The organism is Nocardia abscessus NBRC 100374 (assembly GCF_000308455.1).
GTDB lineage: Bacteria > Actinomycetota > Actinomycetes > Mycobacteriales > Mycobacteriaceae > Nocardia > Nocardia abscessus.
The window spans coordinates 53164-69789 of the sequence record NZ_BAFP01000005.1; the positions used below are offsets into that span (position 1 = coordinate 53164).

At 66.8% G+C, this 16626-nt stretch carries 17 protein-coding genes; 8 read left to right on the plus strand and 9 right to left on the minus strand.

Translation table 11 applies throughout. The features are described from left to right. The 5 genes from ON19_RS01455 to ON19_RS01475 all read right to left on the minus strand — a co-directional run bounded on the left by ON19_RS01455 (position 1) and on the right by ON19_RS01475 (position 3711). Positions 1 to 873 (minus strand): putative antibiotic biosynthesis monooxygenase, encoded by an 873-nt coding sequence (locus ON19_RS01455; protein WP_227954555.1) that lies wholly within the window; start codon positions 871 to 873, stop codon positions 1 to 3. A gap of 86 nt (positions 874 to 959) precedes the next feature. Further along, complete coding sequence (locus ON19_RS01460; RefSeq protein ID WP_043685234.1) at positions 960 to 2366, minus strand: amidohydrolase family protein; 1407 nt, start codon at positions 2364 to 2366, stop codon at positions 960 to 962. A gap of 52 nt (positions 2367 to 2418) precedes the next feature. Beyond that, on the minus strand, positions 2419 to 3036 hold the full coding sequence (locus tag ON19_RS01465) for a carboxymuconolactone decarboxylase family protein (RefSeq protein WP_051168430.1): 618 nt from the start codon (positions 3034 to 3036) through the stop codon (positions 2419 to 2421). 1 nt (position 3037) lies between these two features. Continuing rightward, positions 3038 to 3361 carry a hypothetical protein gene (locus ON19_RS01470; protein ID WP_043685237.1) on the minus strand — a complete coding sequence of 108 codons (324 nt, stop codon included), beginning with the start codon at positions 3359 to 3361 and terminating at the stop codon, positions 3038 to 3040. A gap of 62 nt (positions 3362 to 3423) precedes the next feature. After that, positions 3424 to 3711 carry a DUF6191 domain-containing protein gene (locus ON19_RS01475; protein WP_043685240.1) on the minus strand — a complete coding sequence of 96 codons (288 nt, stop codon included), beginning with the start codon at positions 3709 to 3711 and terminating at the stop codon, positions 3424 to 3426. Between the two features lie 178 nt (positions 3712 to 3889). On the opposite strand from ON19_RS01475, the gene ON19_RS01480 reads away from it, so the two are divergent. Both ON19_RS01480 and ON19_RS01485 read left to right on the plus strand, forming a co-directional pair. Then, complete coding sequence (locus ON19_RS01480; RefSeq protein WP_043685242.1) at positions 3890 to 4090, plus strand: hypothetical protein; 201 nt, start codon at positions 3890 to 3892, stop codon at positions 4088 to 4090. A 172-nt stretch (positions 4091 to 4262) separates the two neighbouring features. Beyond that, positions 4263 to 4517, plus strand: coding sequence for a hypothetical protein (locus ON19_RS01485; protein ID WP_051168431.1), 255 nt, complete (start codon positions 4263 to 4265; stop codon positions 4515 to 4517). Between the two features lie 57 nt (positions 4518 to 4574). Here the strand turns inward: ON19_RS01485 and ON19_RS01490 are convergent, their stop codons facing one another. Further along, positions 4575 to 6869, minus strand: a complete 2295-nt coding sequence (locus ON19_RS01490) for an MMPL family transporter (RefSeq protein ID WP_043685244.1) — start codon at positions 6867 to 6869, stop codon at positions 4575 to 4577. Between the two features lie 203 nt (positions 6870 to 7072). On the opposite strand from ON19_RS01490, the gene ON19_RS01495 reads away from it, so the two are divergent. The 5 genes from ON19_RS01495 to tgt all read left to right on the plus strand — a co-directional run bounded on the left by ON19_RS01495 (position 7073) and on the right by tgt (position 13973). Then, positions 7073 to 7666: a TetR/AcrR family transcriptional regulator gene (locus ON19_RS01495; RefSeq protein ID WP_043685246.1), complete on the plus strand. Its 594-nt coding sequence runs from the start codon at positions 7073 to 7075 to the stop codon at positions 7664 to 7666. A gap of 38 nt (positions 7667 to 7704) precedes the next feature. After that, positions 7705 to 8208, plus strand: a complete 504-nt coding sequence (locus ON19_RS01500; RefSeq protein WP_051168432.1) for an RrF2 family transcriptional regulator — start codon at positions 7705 to 7707, stop codon at positions 8206 to 8208. Positions 8209 to 8296: 88 nt separating this feature from the next. Next, a complete protein-coding gene (locus ON19_RS01505) occupies positions 8297 to 10030 on the plus strand; it encodes an ABC transporter ATP-binding protein (protein WP_043685247.1) in 1734 nt (577 codons plus the stop codon). A gap of 52 nt (positions 10031 to 10082) precedes the next feature. Next, complete coding sequence (locus ON19_RS01510; RefSeq protein WP_043685249.1) at positions 10083 to 11987, plus strand: ABC transporter ATP-binding protein; 1905 nt, start codon at positions 10083 to 10085, stop codon at positions 11985 to 11987. A gap of 708 nt (positions 11988 to 12695) precedes the next feature. After that, a complete protein-coding gene (gene tgt / locus ON19_RS01515; RefSeq protein ID WP_051168435.1) occupies positions 12696 to 13973 on the plus strand; it encodes a tRNA guanosine(34) transglycosylase Tgt in 1278 nt (425 codons plus the stop codon). 63 nt (positions 13974 to 14036) lie between these two features. Here tgt and ON19_RS01520 read toward each other — a convergent pair whose 3' ends face one another. Further along, a complete protein-coding gene (locus ON19_RS01520; protein WP_086006578.1) occupies positions 14037 to 14816 on the minus strand; it encodes a queuosine precursor transporter in 780 nt (259 codons plus the stop codon). A 29-nt stretch (positions 14817 to 14845) separates the two neighbouring features. Between ON19_RS01520 and ON19_RS01525 the strand changes: the two genes are divergently transcribed. After that, positions 14846 to 15364, plus strand: a complete 519-nt coding sequence (locus ON19_RS01525; RefSeq protein WP_043685328.1) for a DUF4190 domain-containing protein — start codon at positions 14846 to 14848, stop codon at positions 15362 to 15364. Positions 15365 to 15439: 75 nt separating this feature from the next. On the opposite strand, the gene ON19_RS01530 is transcribed toward ON19_RS01525, so the two are convergent. Together ON19_RS01530 and ON19_RS01535 are read right to left on the minus strand one after the other, a co-directional pair. Continuing rightward, on the minus strand, positions 15440 to 16096 hold the full coding sequence (locus ON19_RS01530) for an RDD family protein (protein WP_043685252.1): 657 nt from the start codon (positions 16094 to 16096) through the stop codon (positions 15440 to 15442). 46 nt (positions 16097 to 16142) lie between these two features. Beyond that, the coding region (locus ON19_RS01535; RefSeq protein WP_043685257.1) for a glutamate--tRNA ligase family protein at positions 16143 to 16626 on the minus strand (484 nt) is incomplete at its 5' end.

The following is a 16626-nucleotide window of genomic DNA, read 5'->3' on the forward strand; positions in this document are numbered from 1 at the left end:
TCAGTCGTTGTAGTCCCAGTACTGCAGCCATCGCACGGACGCGAAAAGCAGCAGCGTCACCGCGTAGAGCACGACGACGACCGCTGCCCCCACGATGCTGATCCGCCGCCCCGCGCCGTCGATCGGGTCGAGCCACCGCCGGAAGTAGCTCGCGACCGCGGGCGACAGGAAGTAGCTCATCAAGCCCACGCTCACGATCTGGCTCAGCCACATCGCCAGCCACGGTTGCGCTCCCAGCCGGTCCAGTACCGGGCCGAGGAAGCGCGACAGCACCATCACCGTCGGATACAGCACCAGCAGCACCAACATGGCGATCTTCCACGTCGGCGTCATCCGGGTCTCGCCGCCGACCGTTCGCACCGTGGAGCCGAACGGCGTGGTGTGCGCGTCCACGGTGAAATCCTCGGTCAGCTTCGAGCGCAGTTCCGGCAGAGCGGCCGCGCGTTCGTCCGAGCGCATCCATTCCGACAATTGCCGTGCCGTGCGGAAGCGGAGCACCGAGAACCAGCGCCCGCCCTGGGACGGAAAAAGCGCGGCGCCCTCGAATCCCGGGAACCGGGAACTCGCCGCGATCAGGCGCGCCTCCGTCGCCGTGAACTCGGCCTCCTTTTCGTGTGCGACATGATGCCGGAATACGCCGATACCCGGCGGTGGAAGCTCGCCTTCGATGACGACCAGATCGGAACTCTTGCAATGGAAGCCGAGCGTTTCGCCCTCGGACAACGCTTCCGCGCGTTCGGTCGAGTCCAGGAACTCGTGCAGCAACGGCTCGGATCGGAAAGTAACGCTCAATCCCGGTTCGAGGAGCGGGTCTTCGGTTACCGCTACCGATGAGTGCGCGAATCCTCGTTTGTCGCCGGCAATTTCGGTCATTCGCGCCAACCAGGTGCGAAAAGCCGACTCGTCCGCAGGCCGGTGAAAGACCGTGACTGCGGTGGCGGTCGCGTCCATCGACGGCGTCAGCTTACGTCGATGCGGCGGCCCTGCACGTATACCTCGGCAATCGCGGATTCGCGAATACCCATCAGCAGCGCGAACAGCGTCTGCGCCCGGGCCAAGGCGGGGTCTTCGGAGCGAATGCCGTGTGCCAGTGTGCCGTTCAGCGCCGGATCGCGCGCCGGTTCGACCACGAGGAAATCGGCTTCCTTGCCGACGTCGAAATTTCCGAACCGGTTTTCCATGTCCAAGGCACGCGCACCGGCCAGCGTGCCGGTGAACAGCATTTCCGCCGGGTGCATCGAGACGCCGTGCTCACCGGGCTCGGAAATATGCACCTTGAACGCGGCCGACAGCACTTGCGGAATCAGCCATTCGTCGCCGCCGCCGTAATCGGTGCCCGCGGCCACCGTGACGCCCGAAGCGAGCGTTCGCTGCCACGGCATGGTGCCGGAGCCCAGGAACTGCTGCGAGACCGGGCAGTGTGCGACCGACGTGCCGGTTTCGGCCATCCGCCGCAGTTCGGCGTCCTGGCAGTGCACGCAGTGCGCGAGGATGCTGCGCCTGCCGAGCAGGCTCTTGCCGCCCACCGCCGAGCCCGGCAGGAACTTGCCGTCGTAGGTGTCGAGATAGGTGGCTACGCCGTATGCCTGTTTGGTGGCGTCGACTTCGCCGGTTCCCGGGCGATTGTTCTCGTTCAGGTGACTGTGGAAATATACTCCGCGGTCGCGCACCGAATCGTACAGGTCGCCAAGGTTTTTCAAGGTCCGCCGAGTCACCGCCAGGGAAAAGCGCGGAACTATCGCCACGTGCAGTAACGCCGTATCCACATCACCGGTGTCAGTGGCATGCCATTTGTCGATCTCTTCGCTAGTCAGGCGTATGGCGTCGTCCTCGCTGGTGATCAGTGGCGTCGCCGAAGGCTCGCCCGTCGTCTGGATACCGCGCCCGCTGACCATCCGAAGACCACGCCGCCGGGTCTCGGTGAACAGTGCGTCCTGCGCGTGCGGAAAGGCCGATCCGAAGACCATCGCCGCCGTTGTACCCGCCGCGATGCGTCGCGCGCAGAATTCGGTGGCCGCCAGCCGCGCGAATTCCGGCTCGGCGTAGCGGGATTCGGCGGGATAGATACATAATTCCAGCCACTCCAGCAGCTGACCGCCGCCGTAGGCGTCCCCGGCGAAAGTCTGCGGAAAATGGATATGTGTGTCGACGAACCCGGGCAGCAGGAATCCGGGCCGGTGATCGAACACTTCTTCGTCGCGATACGCGGCCGGGATATCGGATCCGGCGCCGCAGTATGCGACGCGGCCGCCGGCATCGATTATCAGAGCACCGTCCGGTACCTCGACCAATGCGTCGGCCGCATCGCCGGTAGCAGGACTTCCGGCGATGTGGAAAATGTGCCCCAAGTGGACTTGGCTCACCATTCGAGGAGAACACAAATCCACCCGTTAAGCGAGCGGATCGATCGAAATGGAATCAGACGCCGCGGGAGAACAACGTCACCGGCGGCGGCATGCGGTACCCGGCGAGTTTGATGAACCGCGCGCCCACGCTGCGCTGTCTGTCCTCCAGCGGGCCCGCTCCGACGGTGTTCATCATCCGGTTGATCACGTTGAAGCAGGTGCCCACCCAGACCGCCTCGTCGAACGCTTCCCGGGAGACACCCGCCAGGCGGACCACCGCGGCGTCCTCCGGCGTCAAGCCGTCCGGGTCGCGGGCCATCTTCACGAGGAATCCGAGCATGACGCGCGCTTCGGGACGCAGCGGGGAGTCCGCGCCGTCGGCCAGCGCGCGAGTCACCACGTCGGAGTCGACGTACGCGCCCGCGATCGCCTCGTGCGAGGTGGCGCAGAACGGGCACTCGTTGGCCTGGGACGTCCGCGTCGCGAAGATCTCGCGTTCGGCCACGGTCCAGTACGACGGTCCGCGCATGGCGTCCTGGATCAGTTCCGACAGCGGCGAGCCGAAGAATCTGTGCCGGTAGAACAGCACTTTGAGCACGGAGGGAACTTCGACGCCGCTGAAGCGCCGCATGGTCCACAACACGAGCTTGGTCGGCCGGTCGTGCCCGGATCGGACTGCCTCGAGCCACATTTCAGTACGCCTCCCAAGCCAGTCGCGCGGCGCGCAGACGCCGGTCGGCCGCGCCGTAGGCGGCGAGCGCGGTCGCCTCGAAGATCTCGTCGTCGGTGTGCCCGGCCGCCCGCAGCGCCGCGATCCGGTCCTCGGTGACCCGGTAGGACCGGTCGGCCACCAGGTCGGCGAAGGCGGCGAGCTCGGGCGGGACGTCGCCGTCCGAGCCGGCCGTGCCGTCGGATCTGGCTCGCAGGCTCCGGCGGACCCCGCTCGCCAGCCGTCCCGGCGCGGATTCGAGGTGCTCGCCGAACCGCTGCCACTTCTCACTCATCGAGCCGCCCATGGGCCCATTCTGGCCGAGCCGCGCCGCCTTCGCCGAGTATCGCGAGCGCGCAGCGGAACTCGCTACCGGTCCCCGTCCTTGCGCAGCACGACCGTGCGGCGCTCCAAGTCGACGCCGAGCAGAGGCGGCGCGCCCTGGTCCTGCTCGTCACGCAGCATGGACACCGATTCGCGATGATCCAGCTCCATTCGTTTGGTCGAGTGGAACAGTGCGGTGAACTCGTCGGTGAACGTGCCGGAGATCGGGGTACGGCGGCGTTTGCGGCGCTTGTTCACGGTCAGTTCGTAGACCGCCACCAGCATGAGCAGGATCACCCATCCGGGGACCGACCACTGCAACACCGACGCCATACCCCGACGCTAGCAGCGGACCCCCATCGCGCCGCGCCGAACGAATCCGAAAACTGCCCGTTTCACCGCGGGTAACCGGCGGAATCCGGGGTATACGCCCGATACGGAAAGTGCGGGAAGGACGCGATGCCAAATGCGCCGTCGGACAATCCGCGCGGGAACGATGCGCGAGAGAAACATGAGAATCGGAAGTGTAATCGTCTTGATCTGGTTGCTGATCGGCGTGATCGCCGCGGCACAACGCCACTATTTCGACAGCGGACCGGTCAACTGCGCCGGTTTCGGAACCATCGTGGTCACGGTCGTCTCGGGCCCGCTCAACTACATGGGCGTGAACCCGAAGGTCGCCGATTGCAATGTCCCGCAACCGAGCCCGTAATTAGAGGCGGGTCACGACGGACGGCCGGGTACGTGCGCCACCCGGCCGTCCGTTTTCGTGCGCTCGAGCGCGCCGCGCGACCGGTCGGTCCGATCTGTGTGGGACCGATTGGATAACCGCGGGGAAGCCGGGTATCTCCCGCGCACGGGGGAGCACGGAAGGAACCGATGAGATGCGTGATTACGAATCTCGTGCGCGTGCCAGACGTGGCCCGAGCGCCGGGTCCAGGCTGCTGGGGTTCCTGCTGATGGCCTGGCTGGCGATCGGATTGCTAGCGGCCGGTCAGCGGCACTATTTCGACAGCGGCCCCCCGATCAACTGCGCCGGTTGGGGCACGATCGCCCTCACCGCCCTGGCGGGCCCGCTCAACTACGCCGGCGTGAATCCGCGGGTGGGAGCCTGCGACATCCCGCAACCGAGCCGGTGAGAAGCACTCGGCCCCGCACCCCGGGTCGGGGTGCGGGGCCGAGCGACGGTTCCCCGGTCAGCTGACGCCGACCGGCTCCTTCGCCGTGTCGGACGAACGCTGCTGCAGCTCACGCAGCTTCGCGCCCTCGACGTCGATGTCGGGCAGGATGCGGTCGAGCCACTTCGGCATCCACCACGACCACTTGCCCATGATCACCAGCAGCGACGGAATCAGCACCATCCGGACCACGAACGCGTCCAGCAGCACACCGGCCGCCAGCGCGAAGCCCATGGACTTGGCCGTCACGTCGGTCTCCATCAGGAAGGAGCCGAACACCGAGATCATGATGATCGCCGCCGCGGTCACGACGCGTGCGCCGTGGTGGTAACCGGCGACCACCGCCTCCGTCGGCGACTTGCCGTGCACGAACTCTTCGCGCATCCGGGTCACCAGGAACACCTGGTAGTCCATCGCCAGGCCGAACACCAGGCCGATCAGCATGATCGGCAGGAAGCTGACCAGCGGATGCGGATCCTCGATCAGGCCGAGCGCGCCCTCCTGGAAGATCAGCACGGTCGCGCCGAAGGTAGCGGCCATCGACAGCAGGAACCCGAGGGCCGCGGTGAGCGGCACCAGGATCGACCGGAACACCAGGATCAGCAGGACGAACGCGGCGCCGGCCACGAGCGCCAGGTAGGGCACGATCTTGCTGAGCAGCACGTGGTCGATGTCCGCGTAGATCGCCGTGGTGCCGGTGACTCCGTACTCGATGCCGTACTCGGCCTTCAGCGCCCCTTCGGCCTCTCGGGCGTCTTGCACCAGGTCCTTGGTGTCCTGGTTGTTCGGGCCCGACTTCGGCACACCGTCCAGCAGCGCGCCCGCCTTGTCCTCGCTCCACTGCGGTGCGGTCACGTAATCCATGCCCGGGTAGGACGCGAGCTTGGCGCGCAGAGCGTCGACCGCCGCCTCCCGGTTGTCGGCGGGGACGTTGGTCAGATCGACGGCCACGTTCAGAATGCCGTTGCTGCCTTCGCCGAAGCCTTCGGTGCGCAGCTCATAGGCTTTGCGGACGGTAGAGGTCTTCGGCATGCTGTCCTCGCCGGGCAGGCCGAGGTTCAGGCCGGCGGCGGGCGCGGCGAGCGCGCCGAGCACCACGACGCTGAGGACCAGGGCGGCCCACGGCGCCTTGCCGATCAGCTTGCCGAAGCGCATGCCGTTGGTGACCGAGTTGTCGTCCTCGGGGTCGTGCTGTGCCACCAGTGGCAGCTTCGGCTTGAACAGGAAGCGGCCGAACGCGCCGATCAGCGCCGGCATCAGCGTGATCGCGGTGAGCACCGCGAACGCGGCGGCGATCGCGCCACCCAGACCCATGAAGGTCATGAACTTCACACCGACGACGCTCAGGCCGCCGAGCGCGATGATGACGGTCAGGCCGGCGAACACCACCGCGGAGCCCGCCGTGCCGAGCGCGGCGCCCACGGCCTCTTCCGGCGAGTCCTGCACCGCCAGTTCGTGCTTGTACCTGGACACGATGAACAGCGCGTAGTCGATGGACAACGCGATACCGATCATCGAGGCGAGGAACGTGGTGAAGCTGGGCACCTCGATCATCGAGGTGCCGACCATGATCAGCGAGGTGGCCGCGCCGAGGCCGACGATGGCGGTGACGATCGGCACGAACGCGGCGACGATCGCACCGAACGCCACGATCATCACGACCAGCGCGACGGCCATGCCGATCATCTCGGACTTACCGCTGGGCGCTTCCTGCTTCTGCGCGATCGAGCCGCTCATCTCGACCGTGAGCCCGGCGTTGCGCGCGTCGGCGGCCACGTCGTAGGCCGCCGCGCGATCCTCATCGGTCACGTCGGAGAACGTCTTGATCGTGAACGGGACGTTGATCACCGCCACGGTCTCGGGGGCGGTCTTGCTGAGCACGTTCAGCGGCGCGCCACTGCACTGCGCCGGGTCAGGGTTGGCCAAGCAGCCCATCTTCTCGGCCGCTTCGATCGGATCGACGATCGGCTTGCTGTGATCGACGATGTCGAGCTGGCCGAGTTTCGCGATGAACGCGTCCAGCGCGGCACGGTTCGCCGGGTCGGTCAGCTTCTGCCCATCGGGCGTAGCGGCGACGTAGGTGCCGGTGACCGCGTCGAACTTGAACGCGGCGGAGGCGCCGGGGAAGTGCCTGTCGAGGATCTCGTTGGCACGTTCGGAAGGCAGGTTCGGCAAGCTGAAGTCGTCGGTCATCGGCTTGCTGAGCTGTGCCCCCAGGCCACCGAGGAGCACGAACAAGACGAGCCAGACGGGAAGGACTATCCATTTCCGGCGGAAAGCGAACTTTCCCCATCTATACAGATAAACGGACACGAGTGGTTACTCCTAGCGATGACTGGGACCGTGCTGGTTCTGCGTGTAGACAGCACTCGCGGGGATGCCCTGCCTGGCCCCGCCTCCACTGACGCTTTCTGCCTACCGTGCGGTAGGTAGACTACCCAGGAGCTAAGCGGAGGTACAACCTCTATTCTGCGTGCGAACTTCGCTCGATGCGAAGGTGATGAGAGGATCATCGGATGGCTGTGCGTGACACACCCGGCGCTGTCGCCGCAGGTGGAGGCACTAAAAGCGCGATTCGAGACGCTGCGGTGAAGCTGTTCGGAGCCAAAGGATTCGAGCAGACCAGCCTGCGCGAGGTCGCGGATGCGGTAGGAATCACAAAGGCGTCCCTCTACTATCACTACGCGTCGAAGCTCGATCTGCTATTGGCGATCATCGATCCGATCGTCGATCACATGCGTTCGGTCGTGGACGATCTCGACCAGGTGCCGCACGACGCCGAGAGCATCCGTCAGGTTCTGCGAGCGTATCTGCGCGGCCTGATCCATCACCGCGACGCGGGGGCCCTGGTCGTGCGCGACACCGTGGCGATCATCAACGCCATGGCCGACCGCTATCCGGATCTGGTCAACGCCAGCCGGGCACTGCGCGAGTGGCTGGCCGGGCCGGACGCCACCGAGGAGGCGCAGCTGCGCGCTTGCGCGGCGCTGGAGGTGATCGGTGTGGCGCTGGTGTCCAAGGAACTCGTGCCTGGTGCCGACGACTCGCTGGTGGAATCGTCACTGCTGGACGCCGCAACCTGCGTGCTGGCAGGCGGCGGCGCCGCGTAGATTCGAGTCATCCCATCTCGACGCCAGGAGTCACCGCTGTGCACATCACCGCGAAGGTCGATTACGCGGTGCGGACGCTGCTCGAAATCGCCAGTGCGCCGCGGCTGGACCAATCCGTGGCCGGGCTGGGCGCACCCCTCGTGCAGGTCGCCCCTGCGGTCAAAGCCGAAGCGATCGCCACCGCCCAGCGGATTCCACCCAAGGTGCTCGAGTCGGTGCTCGGCGAACTGCGCCGCGCCGAACTGGTGATCAGCAGGCGCGGTCCGGACGGCGGCTACTGGCTGGCCAGGCCCGCCGCCGAGATCTCCATCGCCGACGTGATCCGCGCGATCGAAGGCCCTCTCGCCTCGGTGCGCGGCGCGCGGCCGGAGGACGTCCACTATCCCGGCGCGGCGCGGCCGTTGCAGCGGGTGTGGATCGCGCTGCGGGTCAATATCCGTGCGGTCCTGGAAAACGTCACCATCGCCGACATCGCGAGCGATCAGCTGCCCGGCTTCGTCGACGCGCTCACCGAAGACCCGGGCGCCTGGGCGCGCCGCTAGCTCCGCGCACCCCCGACGGGAGAGCATTCATGCAGGTCAACAAACCCCACGACGTATCGCGGCGACAGCCGGTAGCCTGCGATTCATCATGCTGACCAGACTGCTCCGCACGCATCTCCAGCCTTACCGCGCCCAGCTGGCGGGGGTCGTTGTGCTTCAGCTGATTTCCGTCATCGCGATGCTGTATCTGCCGAGCCTGAACGCCGACCTGATCGACAACGGCGTCACCAAAGGTGATCTCGGCTACATCTGGACCACCGGGCTGTGGATGCTCGTGGTCACCGGCGTCCAGATCGTCGCCTCCGCCATCTCGGTCTATCTCGGCGCGCAGGCGGCCATGGGCGCGGGTCGCGACCTGCGCGGCGCGTTGCTGCACCGCGTGGGCACGTTCTCGGCACGCGAAGTGGGGATGTTCGGCGCGCCGTCGCTGATCACCCGCAATACCAACGACATTCAGCAGGTCCAGCTGCTCATCGTGATGTCGGCGACCATCCTGGTGATGGCGCCGATCATGTGCGTGGGCGGGATCATCATGGCGTTGCGCGAGGATCTCGGCCTGTCCTGGCTGCTGCTGATCGCGGTGCCCGCGCTGGGGCTGTCCATGGGGGTGCTGATCTCCAAGATGGTGCCCGGCTTCCGCGACATGCAGACCAGGATCGACGAGGTGAATCGGGTGCTGCGTGAGCAGATCACCGGTATCCGCGTGGTCCGGGCCTTCGTGCGGGAACGGCAGGAGACCTGGCGGTTCGGCCTGGCCAATACCGAACTCACCGACACCGCGCTGCGCGTCGGCCGGTTGATGGCGCTGATGTTCCCGGCGGTCATGCTGATCAGCAATGTCACCGCGGTCGCGGTGATCTGGTTCGGCGGGCGCGCGATCGACGCGGGGCACATGCAGATCGGTTCGCTCACCGCGCTGCTGTCCTACATCATGCAGATCCTGATGGCCGTGATGATGGCCTCCTTCCTGGCCATGATGGCGCCGCGCGCCGCGGTGTCCGCCGACCGGATCGGCGAGGTGCTCGACACCGAATCCTCGGTCCACCCGCCACGACTGCCACAGCCGTTCACCGACGACCCGGCCGTCGTGGACATCCAGTTCGCCGAGTTCGCTTTCCCCGGCGCGGAGAAGCCGGTGCTGAAAGCCATCCGGTTCCAAGCGCGTCCAGGCACCACCACCGCGATAGTCGGCTCCACCGGCGCGGGCAAGACCACGCTGATCAACCTCATTCCGCGGCTGATGGACGTCACCGACGGCGCGGTCTACATCGGCGGTACGGATGTCCGCCACATCGACCTGGAGGTGCTGCGCGCGCAGATCGGGCTCGTCCCGCAGAAGGGGTACCTCTTCTCCGGCACCATCGCGAGCAACCTGCGCTACGGCAATCCGCACGCCACCGACGAGGAGCTCTGGCGTGCGCTGGAGATCGCGCAGGCGGACGATTTCGTCCGGGAGATGCCACACCGGCTGCAGACCCCCGTCGCCCAGGGCGGCACCACCGTGTCCGGAGGCCAGCGTCAGCGGCTGGCCATCGCGCGTGCGCTGGTGAAGAAGCCGAGGGTGTACCTGTTCGACGACTCGTTCTCGGCGCTCGACGTCGCGACCGACGCCAGGCTGCGCGAGGCGCTGAAGCCGGTGACCGCCGACGCCTCGGTCCTCATCGTCGCGCAGCGCATCGCCACCATCCGGGACGCGGATCAGATCGTGGTGCTCGAAGACGGCGCGATGGCGGGTATCGGCACCCACGAGCAGCTCATGCGCGACTGCGCGGAGTACCGGGAGATCGTCGAGTCGCAGCTGAGTGCCGAGGAGGCGCGATGAACAACGACCGCGCGGACCGAGCGCGGATGTCCCGCGGCGAGCAGGAGGCACGATGAGACCCGGAATGCCGAGTCCCGGCGCGCCGGACGCGAAGGCGAAGTCGTTCGGGCCGTCCCTGAAGCGGTTGTTGCGCAGGCTCACGCCGGAGCGGTTCTATGTCGGGCTGATCATCGCGCTGGTCATCGTCTCGGTGGTGCTGAATACCGTCGGCCCCTACATCCTCGGCAAGGCCACCAACCTGGTCTTCGACGGCGTGGTCGGCAAACAGCTGCCGCCCGGCGTGACCAAGGATCAGGCGATCGAAGCCCTGCGGGCCGAAGGCGACGACACCTTCGCCGACATGCTCGGCGCCATGGACGTGGTGCCCGGAGTCGGCGTGGACTTCGGTGCGGTGGGCCGGGTGCTCGCTCTGGTGCTCGTGCTGTACATCGGCGCCGCCGTCTTCGGATGGCTGCAGGGGCACCTGCTCAACATCGTGATCAACCGCACGGTGAAACGGCTGCGCAGCGACGTCGAGGACAAGATCCATCGGCTTCCACTGCGTTATTTCGACACCGCGCCCCGCGGTGACGTGCTCAGCCGGGTGACCAACGACGTGGACAACGTCTCCCAGAGCCTCCAGCAGACCATGAGCCAGCTGCTCATCTCGGTGTTCTCGGTGCTGGGCATCCTGGTCATGATGTTCTGGATCTCGTGGGTGCTCGCGGTGATCGCGCTGCTCACCGTGCCGGCCGCCATCGTGGTCACCGCGCAGATCGCGAAACGGTCCAAGCCGCACTTCGTCAACCAGTGGAAGTACACCGGCCTGGTCAACGCGCAGGTCGAGGAGGCCTTCACCGGGCACGAGGTGGTCACCGCGTTCGGCCGCAACCGCGAGGTCGGCAAGGAATTCGATGAGCGCAACGAGGAGCTCTACCAAGCCAGCTTCAAAGCGCAGTTCATCTCGGGCCTGATCATGCCGGCGATCATGTTCCTCGGGAACGTGAACTTCGTGCTGGTCGCGCTGGTCGGCGGACTCAAAGTGGCCACAGGCAGCCTCTCGCTCGGCGAGGTGCAGGCGTTCATCCAGTACTCCCGCCAGTTCAGTCAGCCGCTGACCCAGCTCGGCGCGATGGCCAACCTGCTGCAATCCGGTGTCGCCTCGGCCGAGCGGATCTTCGAGATCCTCGACGCCGAAGAGCAGAGCGCGGACCCGGTGATGGCTGTCGCGCGTCCGGTCGACCGCGGCCGGGTGGAGTTCGAGGCCGTCTCGTTCCGCTACGAACCCGACAAGCCGGTGATCGAGCGGCTCTCCCTGGTGGCCGAGCCCGGACACGTCGTAGCCATCGTCGGCCCGACCGGCGCGGGCAAGACCACCCTGGTGAACCTGCTCATGCGGTTCTACGAACTGGACGCGGGCACGATCACCGTCGACGGCGTCGACATCACCGAGATCACCCGCGACCATCTGCGCTCGCGCATCGGCATGGTCCTGCAGGACACCTGGCTGTTCCGCGGCACCATCCGGGAGAACATCGCCTACGGCAACCCGAACGCGAGCGAGAAGGACATCCTCGCCGCGGCGCGCGCCGCCTACGTCGACCGTTTCGTGCACGCGCTGCCCGACGGCTACGACACGATCATCGATGAGGAGGGCTCCGGCGTCAGCGCGGGCGAGAAGCAGCTGATCACCATCGCGCGCGCGTTCCTCGCCCAGCCGTCCATCCTCATCCTGGACGAGGCGACCAGCTCGGTGGACACACGCACCGAATCGCTGGTACAGCACGCCACCGCCGCACTGCGCCGCGACCGGACCAGCTTCGTCATCGCCCACCGCCTGTCCACCATCCGCGACGCCGACCTCATCGTCGTCATGGAAGCGGGCCGGATCGTGGAACACGGCTCGCACGAACGCTTGCTCGGGGAGCGCGGGGCGTACTACCGCCTCTACAACGCCCAGTTCGCTGGGGCTGTGTAGTTTGGCCGCGCCTTCGGCGCGGCGTGTTCGCGGCCCCTTTGTGGCTCGCGTCCGAGCGACCGCCGCTGGCGACTGCGTCGCGGACGCGGCGGCCGCTCGGACGCGAGCCGGGCCGCGAACGGCGCATGCTCGGTCTCGCTTCGCTCGAAACCGGGGGTTGGGGTGCGCTGGGCGCGTCGGCATTGGAGTGTCTGGATGAAGTGCACGTGGCTCGGGGCGGTTGATCGTCGGGTCGATCGGTGTTCGTGGTGTACGGCGGTCGCTCGGATGTGAGCCGGGCCGCGAACGGCGGATGCTCGGTCTCGCTTCGCTCGAAACCGGGGTTGGGGTGCGCTGGGCGCGTCGGCATTCGAGTGTCTGGATGAAGTGCACGTGGCTCGGGGCGGTTGATCGTCGGGTCGATCGGTGTTCGTGGTGTACGGCGGCCGCTTGGACGTGAGCCGGGCCGCGAACGGTGCGTGCTCGAACTCGCTTCGCTCGGAGCCCTGGGCGCGTCGGCGTTGCTGGTTGCGGACGACGTGCGCACAACCCGGGACCGTTGAAGGTCGAATCGACTGGGTCCGTCGTTGACGGCAGGCAGCGGCGGGGTTCGGTCGACGGGAGAGGCGTGGCTCGCTTGGGTGCGGGGGTGTGGTTCGTGAATGCGGTGTGGGCCGGTGAGCGGTGGCCTGGTTCGGGCGGGTTCTGTCGAACTGCGAGGATATCGGGGTGTCCGGTCCCGAATCCTTCTCCTTCACTGTCGGTGCGCGTCTGGACGGGCGGCACGGCCGGTCGGGGCTGATCACCACGCCGCACGGGTCGATCGCCACGCCGGCCTTCGTTCCGGTGGGCACCAAGGCGACGGTCAAGGCGGTGCTGCCGGAAACCATGCGCGAACTCGGCGCCCAGGCGCTGCTGGCCAACGCCTACCACCTCTACCTGCAGCCGGGCGCCGACATCGTGGACGAGGCGGGCGGGCTCGGCGCGTTCATGAACTGGCCGGGACCCACCTTCACCGACAGCGGCGGATTCCAGGTGATGTCGCTGGGCGTCGGCTTCAAGAAGGTGCTGGCGATGGAGGCGGTCGACGTCCGCAGCGACGAGGTGATCGCGCCCGGCAAAGAACGGCTGGCCACCGTGGACGACGACGGTGTCACGTTCCGCTCACACCTCGACGGCTCTACGCACCGGTTCACCCCGGAGGTGTCGATGGGCATCCAGCACCAGCTCGGCGCCGACATCATGTTCGCCTTCGACGAGCTCACCACGCTGCTCAATACCCGCGCCTACCAGGAGCGATCGGTGCAACGCACGCACGAGTGGGCGCAGCGCTGCATCGCCGAGCACGAGCGGCTGAGCGCCGCCCGCACGCACCGTCCGTACCAGGCGCTGTTCGCCGTCGTCCAAGGCGCGCAGTACGAGGATCTGCGCCGCAAGGCATGCCGCGGGCTCGAATCGATTCGCGGCAGCGCGGGAACGGGGTTCGACGGTTACGGCATCGGCGGCGCGCTGGAGAAACACAATCTGGGAGCCATCGTCGGTTGGTGCTGTGACGAGCTGCCCGAGGACAAACCGCGGCACATGCTGGGCATCAGCGAACCGGAGGACGTCTTCACCGCCATCGAGAACGGCGCCGACACCTTCGACTGCGTGAATCCGTCCCGGGTCGCCCGCAACGCCGCGATCTACTCCGACACCGGCCGGTTCAACATCAACACCAGCCGCTTCCGACGCGACTTCACCCCGATCGACGAGAACTGCGACTGCTACACCTGCGCCAACTACACGCGCGCCTACATCCATCACCTGTTCAAGGCCAAGGAGATGCTCGCGTCCACGCTGTGCACGATCCACAACGAGCGGTTCACGATCCGTCTGGTCGACCGCATCCGCGACAGCATCGAAGGCGGGTACTTCGACGAGCACAAGGCCGAGACACTCGGCCGCTGGGGAGGTGGAAGGGTCGGCCGAGCAAAAGAGGGCGCGGACCGCAGGGACGATCAGTAGCTCGACAGCGGCCGCGATCGTCTCGGGTGACCCGCGCCCTCCGGTGTGTGGTCAGGGAGTTCGTCAGGTGCGCAGTGGATCGACTTCGGTTGGCGCGTAGGTGGGTTCGTTCTTCTTGAGGAATGCGATCACCCGGTACGTGATCGGGAGCACGATCACCTCGCAGAGGGTCTTCCAGATGAAGCCGACGATCACGTAGTTGACGAACTGCTGCCAGGTGTCGATGCCGATCGCGCCGGCGGCGATCGAGCAGAAGATCAGCGTGTCGGCGAACTCCCCGACGATGGTCGATCCGATCAGCCTGGCCCACAGATACTTTTCCTTCGTCCGCTCCTTGATCAGCACCAGCGTCGCGGAATTGAGCAGCTGGCCGACGAAGTATCCGGCCAGACCCGCGGCGACGAGTCGCGGCGTCGTCCCGAGGACGGTGCGGAACGCCTCCTGGTTCTCGTAGAAGCTCGCGGCGGGCAGCCGGATCGCGATGGCGAAGCACGCGACCGTCAGCAGCAGGGCGCCGAAGCCGTAGTAGATGGCGCGCCGGGTGGCGCGGAAGCCGTACACCTCGCTCAGCACGTCGCCGAGGATGTAGGCCAGCGGGAAGAGGAAGAAGGCGCCGTCGGTGGCGATCGGCAGGATTTGCAGCGGCCCCAGCGACACCGACCGATCGCCGAGGAACTCCACCCCCTTGCCTGCGCAGATGTTGGAAATGATCAAGGTCGCGGTGAACAGGGCCACGATCGGTGCGTAGTACCCCCGCGCCACCTGGGCAAATGCCGCATGGTCCGCGGGGCGCCCAGGCCCGTTGTGCTCTTGGGTGGTTTTCGACTCACTCACCCGCATCATCCAACCAGGTTGTGGAATACGCTGTAGCAATGACGAATCCCGGCGATTCCGACGAGTGGTGGAAGCAGTACGGCGGCCAAGGCGTGTCGCCGGAGTCCGGTGGGCAGAGTTCGGTCCCGCAGTACCCGAGCCCTGAGCAGCAGCCGTCGGGCTACCCCTCGGCGCCGCAGTACCCGGTTCAGCCGCCCTCGCAGCCGATGACGCCGCCTCCGCAACCGCAGTATCCGTCCTACCAGCAGCCCGCACAGCCGTATCCGCAGCCGAACTACGGCTACCAGAGTCCGTACCAGCCCTATGGAGTTCCGGCGCAGGGCACCAACGGCATGGCGATCGGTGCGCTGATCTCGTCACTGGTCGGATTCGTCACCTGCGGGATCGGCTCGATCGTCGGGATCATCCTCGGGGTGGTCGCGCTGAACCAGATCAAGCAGAGCGGCCAGGAAGGGCGCGGCATGGCGCTGGCCGGCATCTGGATCGGTGTGGGCGCGATCGTGCTCGGCATCCTGTGGTTCGTCGTGGTGATCATCGCGGGGGCGACCAGCGCGTAGCGGCGGGGCCGGGAAAGCACCAGGGGCGCACCCGAATCGGGTGCGCCCCTGCGCGTTCGATGCCGCCGTGGCGGATCAGGCCTTGACGACCTGGGTGCCGCCGGCGAACTTGTCGTGCCAGCCCTGCTTGTTCGGGTCCTGCGAGATGGTGATCATGATGTAGATCGCCAGGCCGAGCGACACGAGGCCGCCGACGCACGGGATGATGTTCGCCGCGACGAACAGGTTGCGCTTCAGCGAGGTGACCGGGTCGATCTTGGCGGCGCCGCCCGGGGCGAGCACCTTCAGGCCGAGGATCTTCTTGCCGAGCGTGGTGCCCTGCGAGGTCTCCATGCCGACGAAGTAGCCGAGCTGGACCAGGGTCCAGACCAGGCCGAGACCGATGGTCAGGCCCACCGAGTTGTTGACCAGGAGATACAGGATGAAGTACGGGATCATCAGGATGATCGCGTCGATCACGCGGGCGCCGATACGGGTGCCGAGGTCGCCCGGCTGGCCGCCGTAGTTGTTGAACCCGGGCTGCTGCGGGTACTGACCGTAGGGATCCTGCCCGTACTGGGGCTGCTGGCCGCCGTACTGGGGCTGCTGTCCGTACTGGGGCTGCTGTCCGTATTGCGGCTGCTGTCCGTACTGGGGCTGCTGCCCGTACTGGTCGCCGCCCTGGGGGTACGGCTGCCCGTACGGCTGCCCGCCCTGCGGATACTGGTTGGGGTCGTACCCACCGCTTGTCATAGTTGTTTGTCCTCGTCGATTGATCAGTAGTTGGACGATGCGTACGTTACGGACATGGGCTGCTTCGCAACAACCCATGAACATCGAGTATCCACGGTTCGCGGGGTAGCCGCCGGGTGTCGAAACGCGCGAGTAGCTCGGACGACGATGTCGCGGCGCAGCCGAGCGAAGCGGCCAGTGCCGAGACTACTTCCTCCGGCGTGTTGCCGAGCGCCAAGCGTTCGCGGAGTGTTACGGCCCCATCCCGTTTCGCCAGTCGCCGCCCTTCGGTGTTGAGTACGAGCGGCACGTGGGCGTAACGCGGCACCGGCAGGTCGAGCAGGGTCGCGAGGTATGCCTGGCGCGGGGTCGACGGCAGCAGGTCGTCGCCGCGCACCACCTGGTCGACGCCCTGTGCCGCGTCGTCCACCACGACGGCGAGGTTGTAGGCCGGGATGCCGTCGCCGCGCCGCAGCACCACGTCGTCGACCGGGCCGCGGTAGCGGCCGTGCAGGTCGTCGTGCACTTCGAACTCGGCGGCCGTGGCGCGC

What these genes read in the sequence shown, in the direction of transcription:
- ON19_RS01455 (WP_227954555.1), bottom strand. Translation starts at nt 873, where the DNA reads ATGACCGAAATTGCCGGCGACAAACGAGGATTCGCGCACTCATCGGTA.
- ON19_RS01460 (WP_043685234.1), bottom strand. Translation starts at nt 2,366, where the DNA reads ATGGTGAGCCAAGTCCACTTGGGGCACATTTTCCACATCGCCGGAAGT.
- ON19_RS01465 (WP_051168430.1), bottom strand. Translation starts at nt 3,036, where the DNA reads ATGTGGCTCGAGGCAGTCCGATCCGGGCACGACCGGCCGACCAAGCTC.
- ON19_RS01470 (WP_043685237.1), bottom strand. Translation starts at nt 3,361, where the DNA reads ATGGGCGGCTCGATGAGTGAGAAGTGGCAGCGGTTCGGCGAGCACCTC.
- ON19_RS01475 (WP_043685240.1), bottom strand. Translation starts at nt 3,711, where the DNA reads ATGGCGTCGGTGTTGCAGTGGTCGGTCCCCGGATGGGTGATCCTGCTC.
- ON19_RS01480 (WP_043685242.1), top strand. Translation starts at nt 3,890, where the DNA reads ATGAGAATCGGAAGTGTAATCGTCTTGATCTGGTTGCTGATCGGCGTG.
- ON19_RS01485 (WP_051168431.1), top strand. Translation starts at nt 4,263, where the DNA reads ATGCGTGATTACGAATCTCGTGCGCGTGCCAGACGTGGCCCGAGCGCC.
- ON19_RS01495 (WP_043685246.1), top strand. Translation starts at nt 7,073, where the DNA reads ATGGCTGTGCGTGACACACCCGGCGCTGTCGCCGCAGGTGGAGGCACT.
- ON19_RS01505 (WP_043685247.1), top strand. Translation starts at nt 8,297, where the DNA reads ATGCTGACCAGACTGCTCCGCACGCATCTCCAGCCTTACCGCGCCCAG.
- ON19_RS01510 (WP_043685249.1), top strand. Translation starts at nt 10,083, where the DNA reads ATGAGACCCGGAATGCCGAGTCCCGGCGCGCCGGACGCGAAGGCGAAG.
- ON19_RS01520 (WP_086006578.1), bottom strand. Translation starts at nt 14,816, where the DNA reads ATGATGCGGGTGAGTGAGTCGAAAACCACCCAAGAGCACAACGGGCCT.
- ON19_RS01525 (WP_043685328.1), top strand. Translation starts at nt 14,846, where the DNA reads ATGACGAATCCCGGCGATTCCGACGAGTGGTGGAAGCAGTACGGCGGC.
- ON19_RS01530 (WP_043685252.1), bottom strand. Translation starts at nt 16,096, where the DNA reads ATGACAAGCGGTGGGTACGACCCCAACCAGTATCCGCAGGGCGGGCAG.